This window comes from Paenibacillus sp. PsM32, from assembly GCF_030433815.1.
GTDB lineage: Bacteria > Bacillota > Bacilli > Paenibacillales > Paenibacillaceae > Saccharibacillus > Saccharibacillus kyungheensis.
Genome location: NZ_JARUWY010000021.1, coordinates 21,200 through 38,760, shown reverse-complemented (window position 1 = coordinate 38,760; position 17,561 = coordinate 21,200). Strand labels below are relative to the sequence as shown.

Genomic DNA, 17,561 nt, shown 5'->3' with positions numbered 1-17,561 from the left:
AATATACTTTTCAACTTCATTCATCATCATTTCCTCCAAATAATTCATAGTTATTTGGAGGTCTCTAATCGGTTTCTAGGATTGAATTTTGTTAATACTGCGCGCTTTCTTTTAACAGATACCTCTGTATAAATCTCCGTTGTACTCACACTGGAATGCCCTAATATTTCTTGAACTGCTCTCAAATCGGCTCCATTTTCTAACAGTTGAGTAGCAAAAGAATGACGTAAGTAATGTGGGGTAGCACTTTGATTAATTTTTGCCATCTCTTTATATTTGGAGAAAATATCCTCAATACCATAGATCGATAAGCCGTTTCCATATTTATTTAGAAATAAACAGTCGTCTTTTGGATGAAAAGCTTCTCTTACTTTAAGCCAGTCTTGAATCTTATCGAGGAGTTCTTTGCTAGATAGATAAAGCAATCGTTCTTTGCGTCCTTTGCCAAAGATAACAACGACTCGATTGCGTAAATCAAGGTCTTTTAGTCGAATTTGTACCAATTCCCCAATACGAATACCTGTGGAAAAGAGTAAGTCTATAATGGCATCATTTCGTATACTCAAGCGCGTGCTGAATTCTGTTTTTAAGCGGTTACGATCATGCTCTGGGGCAGATAATAAACGTTTGATTTCATTGGTTGGTAACGTTTTTGGAATACGCTTAGCCGTTTTGAATCGTTTACCGAAATTGATTAATGGGGATTGATCAATCCAATTTTTTTGATCCAAAAATAAGAAAAATCCTTTAAAGGATATGTATTTCCGTTTGATGGTAGAATCTTTTAAAAGATTCAAGTGACTCAATGTATTGAAATATAAATAGATTTCCGCTTCGGTCACAACTTCGATCTGATTCTCTACTAGCCAATCATGGAACATATTCAAATCGGATAGATAAGCTTTGATCGATTTTGGTGACAAATTTTTTTCGATCAATAAATAATTCACATACTTTGCGATATAATCGTTTAAATCAATCCTAGATACTAACAATTTTCATCCTCCTGTTTCTCCAACAACTTCAATTTCTTCTCTACATTAAATAATCTTTAAAATACAGATTCTCCATTATACCAAAATCAATCATTTTAACATGTATCAATTTATGGGGTACCACAGTATCTGTTATTTCACTTTGTAAAAATAAGTCACCATAATTATGATCTAGACTTTTAATGCTTGCAGATGTATGGCAATCATTGAAAGTCTTTTTAGCATGTCTACACCTACAACCTACATTTACATACTCAAGCATCGATTTTGAATATATTTACTATATAAACTGCCAACCATTTAAGCTCAAAGTAGCGCTATTTTATTAATTACATATTAAATCTAAACAAAAATAGTTTTCAATATTTACGCAAACCTATATTTCGACATATTTTGCGAAAATAAATTGTTTCTATACTCAGAAGTGTCAGTGATATAGACGTCTAAACAACTTTGGATAACTAACGTTTAAGAAATAAGCGCTTTGTGAAAGTACATATGTTCAGATCAGTGAGAGAAAGGAATGAATTATGAAGTGGTATTTACATGCGTTAGGTAAACGCAAAATCGTAGAGTTTTTGTTGTTGATCGTCTTTGTGATTTTTTTTCTGGGACCATTGCTAAATTTATTGATATTGGCTGTATCTGGTAAGTGGCAGTACCCATCAGCTTTACCACAGAGCTGGTCGCTACAATGGTGGCAATTTGTGTTAAGTCAGGATGATGTGTTGCAATCTATTTCGCTGTCTTTTCTGATTGCGACTGTGGTGACGGTATGTTCGATTATTGTGTGTGTACCAGCTGCTTATGCTTTTTCACGCATCTCATTTCCGCTGAGTAAATGGTTTTTATTTTCGTTTTTGCTTACTCATGCATTTCCGAAAATGGGCTTGTATGTCTCTATTGCTGTTCTGTTTTACAAATTTGGATTGATGAATACTTTTGTAGGTATTGTACTGATTCATATGGTCAACACTTTGATGTATATGACATGGATTCCAGCGTCTGCTTTTCGCAGTGTGCATCAGGCTCAAGAAGAATCGGCACGCGATGTGGGAGCAGGCCCGATTCGAGTATTTTGGAAAATTACATTCCCGATGGCTTTTCCCGGTATTATGGTTGCTTCGATTTTCACCTTTTTAGCTTCATTGGATGAAGCGCAAGGCACGTTGTTGGTAGGGATTCCTGATTTTAAAACGATGCCGATTATTATGTACTCTATTATCGCAGATTATCCGAATACGACAGGTGCTGTATTCTCTGTAATTTTGACATTACCGACAGTGATTCTGTTAGTAGCTGCCCGCAAATTTGTAAGCGCAGATGTATTATCTGGTGGGTTTCAAGTGAAATAAAGTGGACTATATTGCAGATTCTATGGTTACCCAAGAAGCAGGAGGAGTTATGAATACAATCATGCAGTCTCAATTATCTATTCGAAATATAAGCAAAATATTCAAAACAGGCGATGGTGTGAAAAATATTTCGCTTGAGATTGCCAAAGGCGAAATGGTGACATTACTGGGGCCTTCGGGTTGCGGAAAAACCACTGTTTTACGATCGATTGGCGGCTTTTTGGAACCGGATAGTGGAGATATTTTAATTCGTGGGAACAGCATATTACAGTTGCCTCCTGAAAAAAGACCAACTGCTATGGTATTCCAAAGTTATAATCTGTGGCCACATATGACGGTGTATGAAAATTTGGCATTTGGTCTGAAAATCCGCAAATATGCTAAGGCAGATATGGAGCGTGAAGTGAAAGCCGCTTTAGAAATGGTGCAACTCGGTAGTGCAGCGAGCAAGCATCCTACCCAGTTATCCGGTGGACAGCAACAGCGGGTGGCTCTAGCCAGAGCACTACTATTAAAGCCAGATGTATTACTGCTAGACGAACCTTTTTCCGCTCTGGATGCCAAGCTACGGATGGAGATGCGTGAAGAATTACGTGATATTCAGATGGCTACCGATATGACAATGGTTTTTGTAACACATGATCAAGAAGAAGCTTTATCGATCTCAGACCGAATTGTAGTTATGCATGGTGGTCAGATTGAGCAATTGTCTACACCACAGGACATTTATGATACGCCACAATCGCTGTTTGTCGCTAATTTTATCGGTCGTATCAATGTATTAAAGGGGGTGAGTGATGGACAGCATATTACAGTGGGTGGATTGCGTCTGCCTAATCCAAAGTTAGAATTGCCTATCGGACATTGTATCGTTGCTGTTCGTCCAGAAGACATGTACCTGTCTGAACAAGAAGATGGCTTAATAGGTCATATTCGTCAGGTCATGGTACTCGGTCATTATGCAGAAGTATCAGTCAATTATGAAGAAGAAGTCCTTAAAGTATTTGTACCTCGTCAACAAGCGGCTACCTTACATCCAGGTCAACCGATATCGCTGATGTTTAGTAAAATGAATGTTTTTCCAGAAATCAGTGTATCGGAAGCAGACAAATAACAAGAAGCTCATACTAAATTCATCTCAAAAGCAGTTATTTTAAAGGAGGATGTTCTTGTGTTAAACAAAGCAAAAATGAGTATGCTACTGATGGTTGGATTATGTATGGTTATGGCGTTAGCCGGTTGTGGAGGCAAATCCGCTACCAACGAAGCCAATGCAAGTAGTTCTTCTTCTGCAAACACCACAGAGATTTCTTTGTATACCAGTGGTTCATTAAATGTAAAAGAATTATGGGAAACGTTAATTCCAGAATTTGAAAAAGCTAATCCAACGATCAAAGTTAAATTGGTATATCTTCCATCCGGAACTGGTGGACAATCTGCACTGGATCGCCTTTTAGCTGCCAAGCAAAGTGGACAGACCAATGTAGATGTAGATCTATATGAAGGTAGTCTGGACGATATTACAAAAGGCAACAAAAATGGAATCTGGGCCAAACTAGATACAGCAAGTGTACCTAACCTCAAAAATATCGACACATCGATATTAAAACAAGTAAATGATATGGCTGTTCCTTACCGCGCTTCGTCAGTAGTACTGGCGTACAATAGCCAAAATGTACCTAACCCTCCAAAGACAGCAGACGAGTTATACGATTGGATTCGTCAACATCCCGGCAAATTTGCTTATAATGACCCTTCTACAGGTGGAGCAGGTAGTTCATTTGTAACTACAGCCATTTATAATTTTTTACCCCCTGAAGATATGAATAGTAGCGATCCTGCTATCGCACAGAAATGGGATCAAGGATTTAATTTGTTAAAACAATTAGGACCGTCTATGTATCAGCAAGGAATCTATCCGAAAAAAAATCAAGGCACACTCGATTTACTTGCTAATGGTGAAGTAGATATGGTTCCAGCATGGTCAGATATGGCACTAGAACAGATCAACAAACAGCTATTACCAGATACAACCAAGCTAACTCAGATCAGCCCTGCTTTTACAGGTGGCCCTGCGTATCTGATGGTTCCCGAAATGTCGACCAAAAAAGAAGCTGCGCAAAAATTGCTTGATTATATACTTACACCGGAAGCTCAGACGATTGTAGTGAACAAAATGTACGGTTACCCTGGGATCAAATGGGATCTAATGTCTAAAGAATTACAAGATAAATTTGCAAGTGTGTCTGCATCGTACCGTCAATTTAATGGTGGTGATCTACAACAAGAGATCTACAAACGCTGGCAGACTGATGTTGCAGGTCAATGACGATGAATTCTACTGTAAAAAAAGGGATACTAGGGCTTGCTCTAGTGATCCCTTCCTTTCTTATTTTGTTTTTTGTCGTGATCTTGCCTATTTTGTATGCTATTCGAGAAAGCTTAATCGATGAAAATGGTAGTGGATTTGGATTAGCCAACTATATTCGTTTATTTACCGAGCCCACGATGCGCAAAAATATTATCTACACATTAAATGTAACCGTTGTTTCTACTTTGTTATCGTTAGTAATCAGTTATGCGTTAGCCGTCTATCTGCGGTTTGGTCATGGGTGGGTGGTGCAATGGATTAACCGCTTATATTTTATCCCCATGTTCGTACCCGGTGTGATTGCCACTTATGGTCTGATTACGATGTATGGTAATCATGGTTGGTTATCAAGACTGTTGTTATTGATTGGGATCGATACATTTCCCAAAATTATTTACGATTACAAAGGGTTATTACTTGCTAACTTATGGTTTAATATTCCGTTCTCAACGATGTTACTAAGTTCTGCTCTAGCGGCAGTACCTAACTCGGTTATCGAAAGTGCACGCGATGCAGGGGCAAATATCTGGCAGTTATTTTTTCGATTTGTTTTGCCACTCTCTTACAAAACGATGTGGGTAGCAATCACATTTATTTTTATGGGCGTAATCGGTAGTTTTACCGCTCCTTTTCTAATTGGTGCTAATGCTCCTCAAGTATTAGGGGTCGCTATGCAACAAGTCTTTTCTAATTATCAGGAGACTCATACTGCAAGTGCGATGGCTGTATTGATGTTTTTACTGTGTTCAGTCATGGGTTATTTCTATATTCGAACGATGGGGAAAGAGGGATAACATTGATGAACAATACTCAACATGACGCTAACGTTATTGGTACATCAACATTAGATGTTTTATTGACACGTGCTCAACGTTGTTATTTTCAAATAGATGTTCCAGCAAAAGGGTTTGTAGAGTTGCATCTAAAGGCTATGAGTAATAGTCACTGGCAACAGAAAAATCATGAGTCAGCTATGGTTCATATCTATGTCAATCAACAGTACAATCAAGATTTGATTTTATTTTATGGTAAAGACTCTTTTGTATATCCTCGCTTACTTGGACAACTGGAAGCAGGAACTTATGAGATTGAATTGGAATTTCGTGATCCCGAATCTCCTTCCAAAGTAGAAGAAATTCACTTGGAAAGTTATGAGGCACACTGGATCGATGTCACTTCTTCGTCAGCACTGGTCTACCAGCATACACCGATTGTCTATGGACGCAATCTGACTCATGATTATGAAAGTACATTTACAGATACGCCGCTTCTTGTCATGTATTGGATGCAACAGAAAGAAAATCGCACAGTAATTGAATATCATATGGTATTCAGTCATGAGGATGAAGGTACACCTTCTGGATTATTGATGAGTAGATGGGGCAGAACTACAGATATTGAATGGATGTATCGTGTCGAAATGGATCATGCGGGTCATGTATTATCCGCTACATATCAAGGTCCTCATCATGTGACGACTTCATTTCAAGGTAAAACCGACTGTGGTGGTCTACCTGTATTACAAGCCGCTACAGCTAACGGTAACTTTGTAGATGAAGTCTGGTCGAATTATCGCTTGATTCTGCCACCATCTTATCGTTGGTATCCTGAACAAGAACCGCGTGAACAGATTATGAGTATGTATCCGTTCACGTATCAGATTACCAATTGGGAAATGAATCGTCAGTATATCGTAGATCGTAACAACGATCCATCTTCATGGAAATTGGGAGATCAGCGTCAATATGTATTTATTCAGAGTTCAAAATATGCTTTGGATGTCTATAATGCTCGCATAGATGTCCAACAGACTTGTCTTGATTATCAAGTGCGTTTACAAGGACAAGAAGAATGGTGGTCATCGAGCTTTAACGATTTACGAGTTGCTGATTTTCGCGCAGCTTATCAAGGACCAGATTTACATTTTTCGACTACGATTAAGTTACCACCGGGCACTCAGATTGATCATATTGCCGAGATTCGGGTGAATCTTTTGCCAGAAGGGGTAGAACGTATCGGTGTCAAAGGAATATATGCGTTTATGTTAGATCAGGAATATAAACCAACCATCGGTATCCAATCACAGACACAGGTTGAATTGACTTCGATCTCTCCTGTACAGACATTGTGGAATTGCTTGACGTTGATCTAGAGAAGTGGGTATAGCCGATAAGGAAAAGGAGACAGTTGTCGATGGAAAAATGGTTGCACGTATCTGGTAGTATTGATCCGTTAGCTTCACAGACTCATATTACGTATACTTTTCCGATATTAGAACAAGCATCGATGATTCGTATCGAGTTCAAGTATGCTCCCAAAACGTTAACAGATACCGCTCAAGCTCAAACTATAATTGAATCTGCGATGGTTCGATACGGCTATGATGCGCCACAAGAACATGAATGGCAAAAGTATGCTCCGCTACAAAATCTAATTACACTTTCTGTCGATGATCCACAAACCCATCGCGGACAAGCGCATCGGCAAGACTCACAACAGACTCATTTTTTATCAATAGATCATGCTTCGCCAGGATTTTGGAAAGGTTCTAATCCTGTAGGAGAATGGAAAGTAATATTAAGTATTCATTCGATTGTGACACCAGAATGTCATTATCAACTTGAAGTATGGGGGGATTAACAATATGAAATGGATACCTTCTGAATTACATACTCATACACTTCATAGTGATGGACAACACACTTTAGATGAAATGGTACAGTCAGCTCTGCATCTAGGTATTGATTGTATTGCACTCACCGATCATAATACACAGTCGGGTCTACAAGATCGTCAGCGTATTCAACACGAGACAGGTATTCATATTATTCCTGGTATGGAATGGACTACGTTCTACGGGCATATGATTACGATGGGAATTCATAAATATGTGGATTGGCGTAATCTGGGTATAGATGATATTGAAAAAGGGATCGATCAGGTACATGCACAGGGCGGTCTTGTAGGTATTGCTCATCCATTTCGAATAGGTAGCCCTATCTGTACAGGTTGTTATTGGGAATATCCAATAACAAATTGGCAAAAAGTAGATTATATCGAAGTCTGGTCTACATTAATGCCGTCTATCAAAAAAGACAGCCAGCGTGCTTTTGCCTGGTGGACGTCTTTACTAAATGAAGGGCATCAAATAACAGCTACCAGTGGTCGGGATTGGCATCGCACAGAAGATCACGATGCTCCAGCGGCTATTACATACATAGGTACAGAAGATGAAGAAAAGTTGTGGCATTCATTAGATATGTTACAGACTTCAGATGTATCGTATACAGATCGTGTAGAGCTAGAACCCAAAGATCATTCTGCTCTGACCGCTCTTCGTCAAGGAGCAGTCACTGTTACGATGGGGCCTTTGCTTACTTTTACTGCTCATATTGCCCATCCAATTCATGATGATCAATCTAAGCGTTATCATATTGGACAAGAACTCTATTGCCCACCCTATGAAAAATTAAAGTTAGAAATAGCGTTAGATACGATTTGTCGTCAGCAATATTACACATTAGCCGATCAATCGTTACGCTTAGTAGTAAATAGCAACCGGGGAATATTGTTCGAACAACAAATTCCAGTGCAAACAGAAGTATATGATTGTGAATTAGAACAGGCTCAAATATTAAGCTGGGTACGGGTCGAGTTGTATGGATATTTTGCGGAAACGTATAGCATGATTGCTTTTACCAATGCTATCTATATCACTCATTCACTATAATGAACTGATTATAATTACGACACTCTTATATTTTGCCTATAGAAAGGATGTATAGATTCATATGTCTGCCAAGCAGGAAACCGTCAAACTTCGTATCGAGCAATGGATCGCAGAACATCATATTCATGCTGGAGACCAATTACCTTCTGAATCTACATTAGCTACTGAATTTAGAGTCTGTCGTACTACTGTTCGTGGAGCCATTCGTAGGTTAAGAGATGAAGGGAAATTGTTTGTCAAACATGGCAGTGGTACGTTTTTGACCCGTACATTGCAACATATCCCAAGTTCACTGGATCGACTGTATAGTATAGGAGATATGATTCGTTCAGCAGGTCTAACAGAAGACCAACGATTAGCTTATATTATTTCAGAAAAGTGTCCTAGTGAAGTGGCTGAACGAATGGAACTATCTGTCGATGAACCGATGATCGTTTTGGAACGTTCACGAATGGCAAATGGCGAAATTGTCGCTCATTCGATCAACTATATGCCGGTGCAACTTGTTGGCAATACATTTGATGAAAGTGTATTTACAGGATCTTTATTTCAACATTTAGAACAACAGGTAGGTATTCAGATTGTAGGAGCAGATTCAGAATTGACAGTGCCACTTTCTACAGATCCGCATAGTCAAAAGTTATGTGTTCATCCACAATCTGCTGTTTTATTGCTCAAGCAGACCCATTATGATGAAATGAATCGGAAAGTATTATATTCTTACGACTATGTTCGCAACGATATTTTCACATTTTGGATAAGACGAACACGATAAATAAATTAAAATTAAATGATAATCATTATCAATGGAGAAAATTAATGCTATAATAGCCATCTGGATGTAGTTTTATGCTACACCGGTGGTTATTTTTTTAGCTACAATACATATATTTCTAAATTACACATCAATGATGTGGAGAAAAGGAGACAGCAATGTTAAAACGTTTTTTTGCTTATTACCGTCCTTACAAAGGATTATTTGTGATCGATTTTGGCTGTGCGATTATTGCAGCTATTCTCGAATTAGCTTTTCCATTAGCAGTAAACCGCGTTATCGATGATTTACTTCCGGGTGGAGAATGGCGTGTCATTTTATGGGCATGTGTGGGATTACTAGGAATATTCGTCGTTAGTTCATTTCTTAATTATGTCGTAACTTATTGGGGACATAAGCTAGGAATCAATATTGAGACCGATATGCGCAAAAAGCTATTTGATCATGTGCAGCGGTTACCGTTTCGCTTTTTCGATAATGCGAAGACAGGGCATCTCGTATCTCGTATGACCAATGATCTGATGGATATTGGTGAGATTGCTCATCATGGACCTGAAGATTTATTTATCGCTGTGATGACACTTGTTGGTGCATTTGCTTTGATGGCTAGTATTAATATGGATCTAGCGATTTTGACCTTTGTAGTTGTGCCTTTGATGATCTATTTATCACTCTTTTTTGGACGCAAAATGTCAGTCGCTTTCCGGCGTATGTTTGGAGATATCGCTGATTTTAATGCACGTGTCGAAAATAACGTTACCGGAATGCGTGTTGTACAAGCTTTTGCTAACGAAGATCATGAAATCAGTCAATTTGCGATCAACAATGGACGTTTTCGTCGTACTAAGCTTGTTGCGTATCGCATTATGGCGTGGAATTCGTCAATTAGCTATATTTTGATGAAATTCGTTTCTATTTTTGTACTTGTCTGTGGTACATGGTTTGTGATTGAAAAAGGGATGAGTTATGGCGACTTTATCGCTTTTGTACTGCTATCTAATGTATTTTTAGCGCCGATTAAGCAATTGAATTCAGTTATTGAAACGTATCCTAAAGGAATAGCAGGCTTCCGTCGTTTTGAAGAATTGCTGAATACTGATACAGAGATTCATGATCTACCTGATGCTCAAGAAGTAAGTGGGCTTAAAGGAAATATTGTGTATAACGATGTATCGTTCGGTTATGAAGGTAAAGATTATATTTTGAAAGGGATCAATCTTCATATTCGCGAAGGGGAAACAGTTGCTCTTGTAGGTCCTTCTGGTGCTGGTAAAACAACAATATGTAGTCTATTGCCACGCTTCTATGATATTGCTGAAGGTGAAGTGACGATAGATGGTATTGATATTCGCAAGATGACATTATCTTCATTACGCTCCCAGATCGGTGTTGTACAACAAGAAGTCTTTTTATTCGATGGTACGATTCGTGAAAATATTGCTTACGGCAAATTGGGAGCAACCGAAGAAGAAATATGGACAGCCGCTCGTCAAGCGCAGCTTGAAGAAGTGATTACTTCGTATGAAGAAGGAATGGATACAATTATCGGAGAACGTGGCGTGAAGCTATCTGGTGGACAGAAGCAACGGCTATCGATTGCTCGTATGTTCCTCAAAAATCCACCGATTTTGATTCTAGATGAAGCCACATCTGCGCTTGATACCGAGACAGAAGCAGCAATTCAGCAATCTCTAAATGAGCTATCTCAAGGTAGAACAACATTGATTATTGCGCATCGTCTGGCTACGATCAAAAATGCAGATCGTATTATCGTTGTTACCAAAGAAGGTATCGCTGAACAAGGCGCTCATGATGAACTCATTCAAGCTGGTGGTGCATACAGCCGTCTACATGCCGCTCAATTCGGTACGTAACAGGTAGTGAAGTAAGAAATACAGAATTGTTTTAGAAATAAAAAAGCTAGCATCCCGATCAAGAACATGTACTGTTCTTGCAAAGGATACTAGCTTTTTTATTGTGTTCGTATCGTATTTTAATTGAACATATTCTACTAGCAACAATTAGTATTAAAAGATTAACACTAAAAAGTGACTTTCAAAATATTTGGTAAAACAGATAACAAATGCTCTCTAGTGATAGGATCATCAAAGTTCCATTTTGATTCTGTAATATGAAGACGAAATGGAGAGTGCATCTGAAGTCTTTTCCATGCGGGACTATGAGTTAACTGATGTAGATATTCGAGAGAAGTTGCATCACGATCAACAAGTAAAAAAACGCGATCACTCGCATACCGTTCTAAGTCCTCCCAGGTGATAGCTAAATAAGGAATTTGTTGCTGAATCATCTGCGATACGGCTGGCGGAGGGCAGAAAGCAAATGGTTGATAGATAGTCAGTGCAAATCCATGACCACCCATTACAAATAAATCACCATCAATCTGTATGATTACCAGAGCAGTTTCTCCTTGTTTGATCGGAATACAATCTTTCCACACTTGTACCGATTGTTGCTGATGAAGAGACAACCATTGATCCGCCTGACGACCTTGTCCAATCCAGTTAGCGATAGCACGCAAACGAATATGGGCAGGATCATGACGGTAAATCACAAAGGTAGGTGCAATTCGAGCTAAAGCTACGCTAACTTCATCAGTTGTATATTCATGGATAATTAGATCAGGCTGTAATCTAGCAATCTGCTCCGGTTCTCCGTACGTACCAATATCGCTTATATCTAGTAATTGCTGTTGATAAATCACTTGATCGCGAATAACAGTAAGCGATGCACCTATTGGCTGAATGCCTAGCGACAATAGATCGCCAAGTGTATTACCTGTAGACACAATACGCGGTGCTAAACTATAACGATGATGTGGGAGTGATGGCGGTGTACGATGATACCGATACGTATATTGTCTTGGCGGTACACCTGTAGATTGACTAAATCGTCTGCTAAAATAATACTCGTCTTTGAAGCCAACATAATGAGCAATTTCTTTAATCGAATGATTAGACAAACGTAATAAATCTTTTGCGCGATTAATTCGAATATCGGTAATATAATCAAGTGGCTTTTTGCCTGTTAATTGTTGGAAAAGCCTACTATATTTCCATCGTCCTACACCTGATAAATGTAACAAATCTTCGACAGTAATCGGTTTCTGATAATATTGATGAATATAATCTACAGTATGCTGTACGGCTTCTAAAGCAGACGAAAACAGATCAGCAGACCGCTTAGTCTTACTTTCAATACAGGCTAAAATCCACTGTTGTAAAAAGAGATTGGAGCGAAAGTGATTAATCTCTATCTCAGAATCTACTGTATTTATAGGAGAAGCTTTATGACTGTCAAAAAAACGAAGCATATATTGTATATATTCAATTATTGAAGATAAAGGAGTTGGATGAAGCCAGATATGATAAGGCAATGACTCGATAGGTTCTCTACAAGGTTGTTGTTCTCCTCGAGCAAAAATATAAAAAGAAGCTTCATAGTAAATAGGTTCTGTTGTTGTATCTTTACACTCAATATTGCTGTCTGGCGCAAGAAACATACAACTACCTTGAACAGTTGTAAAAGATTGCTGATTGATCTGGATCGTATCTCCATCTCGCAAGCAAAGGATTAATCGATGAGTTAAACAATCACTACATAACAAAGTAGAATGAGCCAAAGATCCAATCTGAACATAGATACATTCAAAAGTATAGGAGTGAAGAGGGAGTTGGGCTATTCGTGATAACAACATAATCCCTCCTTTATTTAATTGAGAATTATTATCAGTAATATGTACATATTGTATACTAAATGGAAAAAGACTTTCAACCTTAACAGTGAAAGTCTTTTGGTACAATTTATTTACTTATTCATGATTTTCGGTAATTCATCTAGCATACGTTCTCTTGTAATCGGATCATCAAAGTTCCATGTAGAACTTAGCATATATACATGATTTGCTTTAACCGCAGGAATTGCTTGCCAGATTGCACTTTGAAGCATCTTTTGTGTATTGGCATCGCTAGCAGTATTGCCATCATTCAGAATAAATAGCCATTGTCCTGCATAATCGGATAAAGCTTCTTCTGAAATCTGAGCAAAATCTTCTTTGTCTGCGATCATTTTCTCTACGCCTATACTTGGCTTAAATTGCAAAATATTGTATAGTGTTGTAGCGAATCCTTTGTCACCCATGACGTACATATCTTTACCTAGTTGTAGAAATACCGTTGCTGTATCACCAGAGTGAGATTTGAGTTGGCTAACCACTTGTTTCGCTTTTTTCTCGTACGTGGTAATCCATTGTTCAGCCGTATCACTTTTTCCTAAAATATCGCCTAATGTACGTAGACGATCATAGGTCTGTTTACGTTCAAGCTGTACGGTAGGAGCGATCTTCGTTAATGATTCATAAATATTATCGTATAATCCGCCGCCATCGACCAAAATGAGATCAGGATTAAGGTCTGCGATTTTTTCCATATCAGCCGGTTCACCAATGTCTACGATACCCTCTAACAGATCAGAATAAACCACTTGATCTGCTATAACTTGCAACGATGAGCCGATAGGTTTGACATGAAGAGCAAGTAGATCACCAAGATCACCACCTATATAAATAATCCGCTCAGGATGAGTAGGCACTTCAACGTTGTTATTTTTAAAATCTGTAAATGATTTGGTCGTTGCTACGCTTTCTGCTGTTGCATTATTGGAAGAAGTGGAAGGTTCGCTAGTAGTTGTAGAAGCTGTAGAATTGCCACATGCTGCTAATAATATGCTCACACATAGAATAAAACTCCAAACATTTATCTTTTTGATGATTACTTTCATGATAAGCCCCCTGTAAAATACGATCTAAAATAGTTTTAATAATGAGAATCATTATCGTTAAAAACATCATAGCGTATCAATCACAAAGATGAAATGGACAAAAATAAGTATATCTTTGTACAAAATGCAGGATAATGTTGTATTGACGATGGGTATAGAACAAAAACAATAATTGTTTTATCATACATGCAACAAAGGAGGATAAATCATGAATTCGAATATCTATTTAAAACGACTCACTCTAGCGAATGCTGAGCAAGTTCTACAACTACGGAATCGCAATCGAGATTATCTCAAAAAATACGAGCCTATTCGCCCGGAATCGTATTGGACACTTGAAGTTCAGCAAGAAATGCTAATTAATGGGGAACAGAATTTTGAAGCAGGTCAAGGATATGTATTTGGGATATTTGAATCGGTTAGTGAACAATTGGTAGGAAGAATCGAAATTAGTGGAGTGGCTCGTGGACCTTTTCAAAATGGAAATCTTGGCTATTTTGTAGATCAAGATCATCATGGAAAAGGATATGCTTCAGCAGCGGTTCAGCAATGTCTGCAATTTGCTTTTACCGAAGCACAGCTTCACCGGTTACAAGCAGGAGTGATGCCATGGAATACGCCATCATTACGTGTGTTAGAAAAGTCTGGATTTCGCCGTGAAGGTCTAGCTGAACGTTACTTACATATCAATGGTAATTGGGAAGATCATGTTCTATATGCGATTACGATAGAAGATTGGCAACGTCTTACAATAAATTAAAAGCGAGATCTTTCGTATGATGTATAGAGCTAGTAGAATACATGACTTTAAAATCAATCTAAAAACCCCTTGACTTCATGCTTATAAAAGCGCTGTGTCAAAGGGATTTTTATTTTAAATATATTGTATTTATAAAATAATGCTAATTCTGTTCTGTTATTCGATTGTGCCTACACTACCCAGTTTGCCTGTTAACTCTATCGCATTGTATAACATGACTGCGGCTTCTGCGCGGGTAATCGGTTCATCGGGATAAAATTTGCCTTTTTGATCTAGTGTAGCGATCTCATTATGAATCACCTGTTCTACCATTTGTTGATCTATAGCAGATAGTGAGTGATGATCAGCTATTTGTGGATCAGCTTGGGTCGACGTTATATTATTACCACCGGATTCATTGATATCAGGATCGACTTGTTCGACAGCTTGCCAGAGTAAAGTAGCAAATTGACCGCGTGTCATTGCTGTCGTCACATCTACATCTGCTGGAAGATCCAGTCCATTATGATGAGCGACAATCATATCATGGCTATACCACGCGTTATTACTGATACGTGTATAGTAATCGCTTGCTTCTGGCTTTTTGATAAATCGCATATTATCGATATTGAGATCAAGCCCTTTCACCAGTGAGCTTACCCCTTGTGCAACATTTAATGAACGTTCTGGAGCATAAGTAGTTTCGGTCATCCCTGTCAAAATATGATATTCATCCAAATATTCAATCTTCTTTTTGTCTACTGTGTTATCCAGATCATCGAAAGCGGCAAAAGCTTGGTTACCTGAAGCTAGTAATAGAAAACTTGCAAGCCCTAATGTACATTTGCGAACTATCATTGAACTCACCCCACTTGGATAGATTAGAATAGATAGACTTTACAAAAGTTGGATTATCTACAGTGTAACTTACAGTTTCTTATAAATCTATATGAGGATTTGGATCGTGAACTTTGATTTTTTGTGCAGAAGGCGTTACCTTATATAGAGGAACTTTTTGTTCATAGTTAATAAATAACATATAAATAGAGTGGAGGAATCACATATGACTAACCCAAATGAACGCTTGCTTGTATTCGCAGGCTCTTATGCAGAATCAACAGATAACGGTGTGTATGTATACAGTTTTGATGAAGCCACAGGTGAACTGACTCAGACTGATGCTTTTATGGGACTCAAAAATCCTACATTTCTAAATATCGATGCTCCAGCAGGTCGATTGTATGCGATCGGGGAAGCTGCTTATTCTGATGGCACGAAGATTGGTGAAGCTTCGTCTTTTGCTATTGATCCGGCAAAAGGAAGTATCCATTTATTGAATCGTCTAAATACAGTAGGAGCTCCTACTTGTCATATTCAGCGTTCTGACGATAGTAAGTACTTAAGCGTAACCAGTTATCATGGAGGGATGGTAGGATTATTTGCTATCCGCGAAGATGGTCAAATTGGTGAATCGTTAGATGTACAACAACATGAAGGGCATAGTGTACATCCGAATCAAGATCGTCCACATCCTCATTCTTCGTTCTATGATCCTACTGGAAAATATGTATTGGTTCAGGATTTAGGATTGGATCGTATTTATACGTATGCACTCGATCAAGAAGAAGGCAAATTAGAGCGAGTAGCAGAACAAGTGACTGCACCAGGCGCAGGCCCTCGTCATCTTGTATTCCATCCTAATGGAAAATATGCGTTTGTGATTAACGAGTTAAATTCAACTGTAACAGCTTACCAATATGATGGTAGCAACGGTACATTAAGCGAAATTCATAGCATTTCTACATTGCCAGCTGATTATGATGGTGAAAATGGTTGTGCAGAAATTGCGATCTCCAAAGATGGTCGCTTTGTCTATGGATCTAACCGTGGTCATGACAGTATTGTGCAATATGAAGTTGACCAAGCAACAGGTCAATTAACTCTAGTACAACATGTATCTACAGAAGGTGGACATCCAAGACATTTCTCATTGACACCGAATGGTAATTATTTGCTTGCTGCGAATCGTGATGGAAATAATATCGTTACTTTCACTGTAGATGCTACAACAGGTAAATTAACATACACAGGTAAAAGTGTAGAAGTCTCCAAACCTGTATGTGTATGGTCTGTATACATGTAATAGAATGTAGTCTTTATTGAATATAAGTTCTATTCAAATCATTCTATCTATAAATAACAAAAATCGTGTTTTCTAGTCGCTATAGAGCGTTCTAGATAGACACGATTTTTTTGTTATGTATCGCATATGCTTTTGCAGAGAATAAGTCTAATTCTGATAAGGATGATGAAGAAATTGTTTCAATTTTTCGTAGAGAGGTAAAGTACAGTAACTACTATTAATTTTATACTTTCTATGATGTAGATATAGCCAAAGGAGAGATTAATGATGACTGAGCCAAGAAAAAACGATAAAATTGAAGAACAACAAGGCAAGCGTGATCATCCTGAACATTATCCAACTGAAAATGAAAGTCTGTTCGATCGTTTTGAATCCGAACAAAATGTAGACCCTATGCCTATGGAAGATTTAAATATGGAGAAAAAAGAAGAAAAAGATAAAGATGCAACTAAATCTTCGTCCTCTAGTGAAAATGCGTATCCTGAAGGTATGGCTAAAAAGCTAGAAGAGCAAGAAAAAGAAAAAAATAGTTAAGCGCTTGAGTGCGTTCGAATAGAGTAAGATCATTAAGGCAACAGATCAGCTGCTGACAATAGAGTTGATCTTTTTTGCTACAGTTATTTCCGATAACACTTTAAATGAAGATATGTTTGTCT

General features: G+C 38.1%; 16 protein-coding genes. 12 read left to right on the top strand and 4 right to left on the bottom strand.

Annotated features, from left to right (window positions below; genetic code table 11):
• Positions 1-50 precede the first annotated feature (50 nt).
• Complete coding sequence (locus QCD85_RS22700; protein WP_301263955.1) at positions 51-995, bottom strand: tyrosine-type recombinase/integrase; 945 nt, start codon at positions 993-995, stop codon at positions 51-53.
• Between the two features lie 530 nt (positions 996-1,525).
• On the opposite strand from QCD85_RS22700, the gene QCD85_RS22695 reads away from it, so the two are divergent.
• The 9 genes from QCD85_RS22695 to QCD85_RS22655 all read left to right on the top strand — a co-directional run bounded on the left by QCD85_RS22695 (position 1,526) and on the right by QCD85_RS22655 (position 11,100).
• The gene (locus tag QCD85_RS22695; RefSeq protein WP_301263954.1) at positions 1,526-2,350 is read left to right on the top strand and encodes an ABC transporter permease; all 825 of its coding nucleotides are present in this window, start codon (positions 1,526-1,528) and stop codon (positions 2,348-2,350) included.
• A 61-nt stretch (positions 2,351-2,411) separates the two neighbouring features.
• Entirely contained in the window at positions 2,412-3,464 is a 1,053-nt protein-coding gene (locus QCD85_RS22690) for an ABC transporter ATP-binding protein (protein WP_301263956.1), read from the top strand.
• 57 nt (positions 3,465-3,521) lie between these two features.
• Positions 3,522-4,679 carry an extracellular solute-binding protein gene (locus QCD85_RS22685; protein ID WP_301263953.1) on the top strand — a complete coding sequence of 386 codons (1,158 nt, stop codon included), beginning with the start codon at positions 3,522-3,524 and terminating at the stop codon, positions 4,677-4,679.
• Positions 4,680-4,681: 2 nt separating this feature from the next.
• Positions 4,682-5,515 carry an ABC transporter permease gene (locus QCD85_RS22680; RefSeq protein ID WP_273615848.1) on the top strand — a complete coding sequence of 278 codons (834 nt, stop codon included), beginning with the start codon at positions 4,682-4,684 and terminating at the stop codon, positions 5,513-5,515.
• A 5-nt stretch (positions 5,516-5,520) separates the two neighbouring features.
• The gene (locus QCD85_RS22675; protein ID WP_301263952.1) at positions 5,521-6,873 is read left to right on the top strand and encodes a hypothetical protein; all 1,353 of its coding nucleotides are present in this window, start codon (positions 5,521-5,523) and stop codon (positions 6,871-6,873) included.
• 41 nt (positions 6,874-6,914) lie between these two features.
• On the top strand, positions 6,915-7,361 hold the full coding sequence (locus tag QCD85_RS22670) for a hypothetical protein (RefSeq protein WP_301263951.1): 447 nt from the start codon (positions 6,915-6,917) through the stop codon (positions 7,359-7,361).
• A gap of 4 nt (positions 7,362-7,365) precedes the next feature.
• On the top strand, positions 7,366-8,451 hold the full coding sequence (locus QCD85_RS22665) for a CehA/McbA family metallohydrolase (RefSeq protein ID WP_301263950.1): 1,086 nt from the start codon (positions 7,366-7,368) through the stop codon (positions 8,449-8,451).
• A gap of 61 nt (positions 8,452-8,512) precedes the next feature.
• Positions 8,513-9,226, top strand: a complete 714-nt coding sequence (locus QCD85_RS22660; protein WP_301263949.1) for a GntR family transcriptional regulator — start codon at positions 8,513-8,515, stop codon at positions 9,224-9,226.
• A gap of 158 nt (positions 9,227-9,384) precedes the next feature.
• A complete protein-coding gene (locus tag QCD85_RS22655) occupies positions 9,385-11,100 on the top strand; it encodes an ABC transporter ATP-binding protein (RefSeq protein WP_273615853.1) in 1,716 nt (571 codons plus the stop codon).
• A gap of 167 nt (positions 11,101-11,267) precedes the next feature.
• On the opposite strand, the gene QCD85_RS22650 is transcribed toward QCD85_RS22655, so the two are convergent.
• Complete coding sequence (locus QCD85_RS22650) at positions 11,268-12,938, bottom strand: helix-turn-helix domain-containing protein (protein ID WP_301263948.1); 1,671 nt, start codon at positions 12,936-12,938, stop codon at positions 11,268-11,270.
• 113 nt (positions 12,939-13,051) lie between these two features.
• Positions 13,052-13,975, bottom strand: a complete 924-nt coding sequence (locus tag QCD85_RS22645; protein WP_301263947.1) for an ABC transporter substrate-binding protein — start codon at positions 13,973-13,975, stop codon at positions 13,052-13,054.
• A 256-nt stretch (positions 13,976-14,231) separates the two neighbouring features.
• On the opposite strand from QCD85_RS22645, the gene QCD85_RS22640 reads away from it, so the two are divergent.
• Entirely contained in the window at positions 14,232-14,783 is a 552-nt protein-coding gene (locus tag QCD85_RS22640; RefSeq protein ID WP_301263946.1) for a GNAT family N-acetyltransferase, read from the top strand.
• 156 nt (positions 14,784-14,939) lie between these two features.
• On the opposite strand, the gene QCD85_RS22635 is transcribed toward QCD85_RS22640, so the two are convergent.
• A complete protein-coding gene (locus tag QCD85_RS22635) occupies positions 14,940-15,620 on the bottom strand; it encodes an S-layer homology domain-containing protein (protein WP_301263945.1) in 681 nt (226 codons plus the stop codon).
• A 205-nt stretch (positions 15,621-15,825) separates the two neighbouring features.
• Here QCD85_RS22635 and QCD85_RS22630 point away from each other — a divergent pair, with 205 nt between their 5' ends.
• Positions 15,826-16,905 carry a lactonase family protein gene (locus tag QCD85_RS22630; protein ID WP_273615858.1) on the top strand — a complete coding sequence of 360 codons (1,080 nt, stop codon included), beginning with the start codon at positions 15,826-15,828 and terminating at the stop codon, positions 16,903-16,905.
• A gap of 267 nt (positions 16,906-17,172) precedes the next feature.
• Positions 17,173-17,439, top strand: coding sequence for a hypothetical protein (locus QCD85_RS22625; RefSeq protein WP_273615859.1), 267 nt, complete (start codon positions 17,173-17,175; stop codon positions 17,437-17,439).
• Positions 17,440-17,561: the final 122 nt, after the last annotated feature.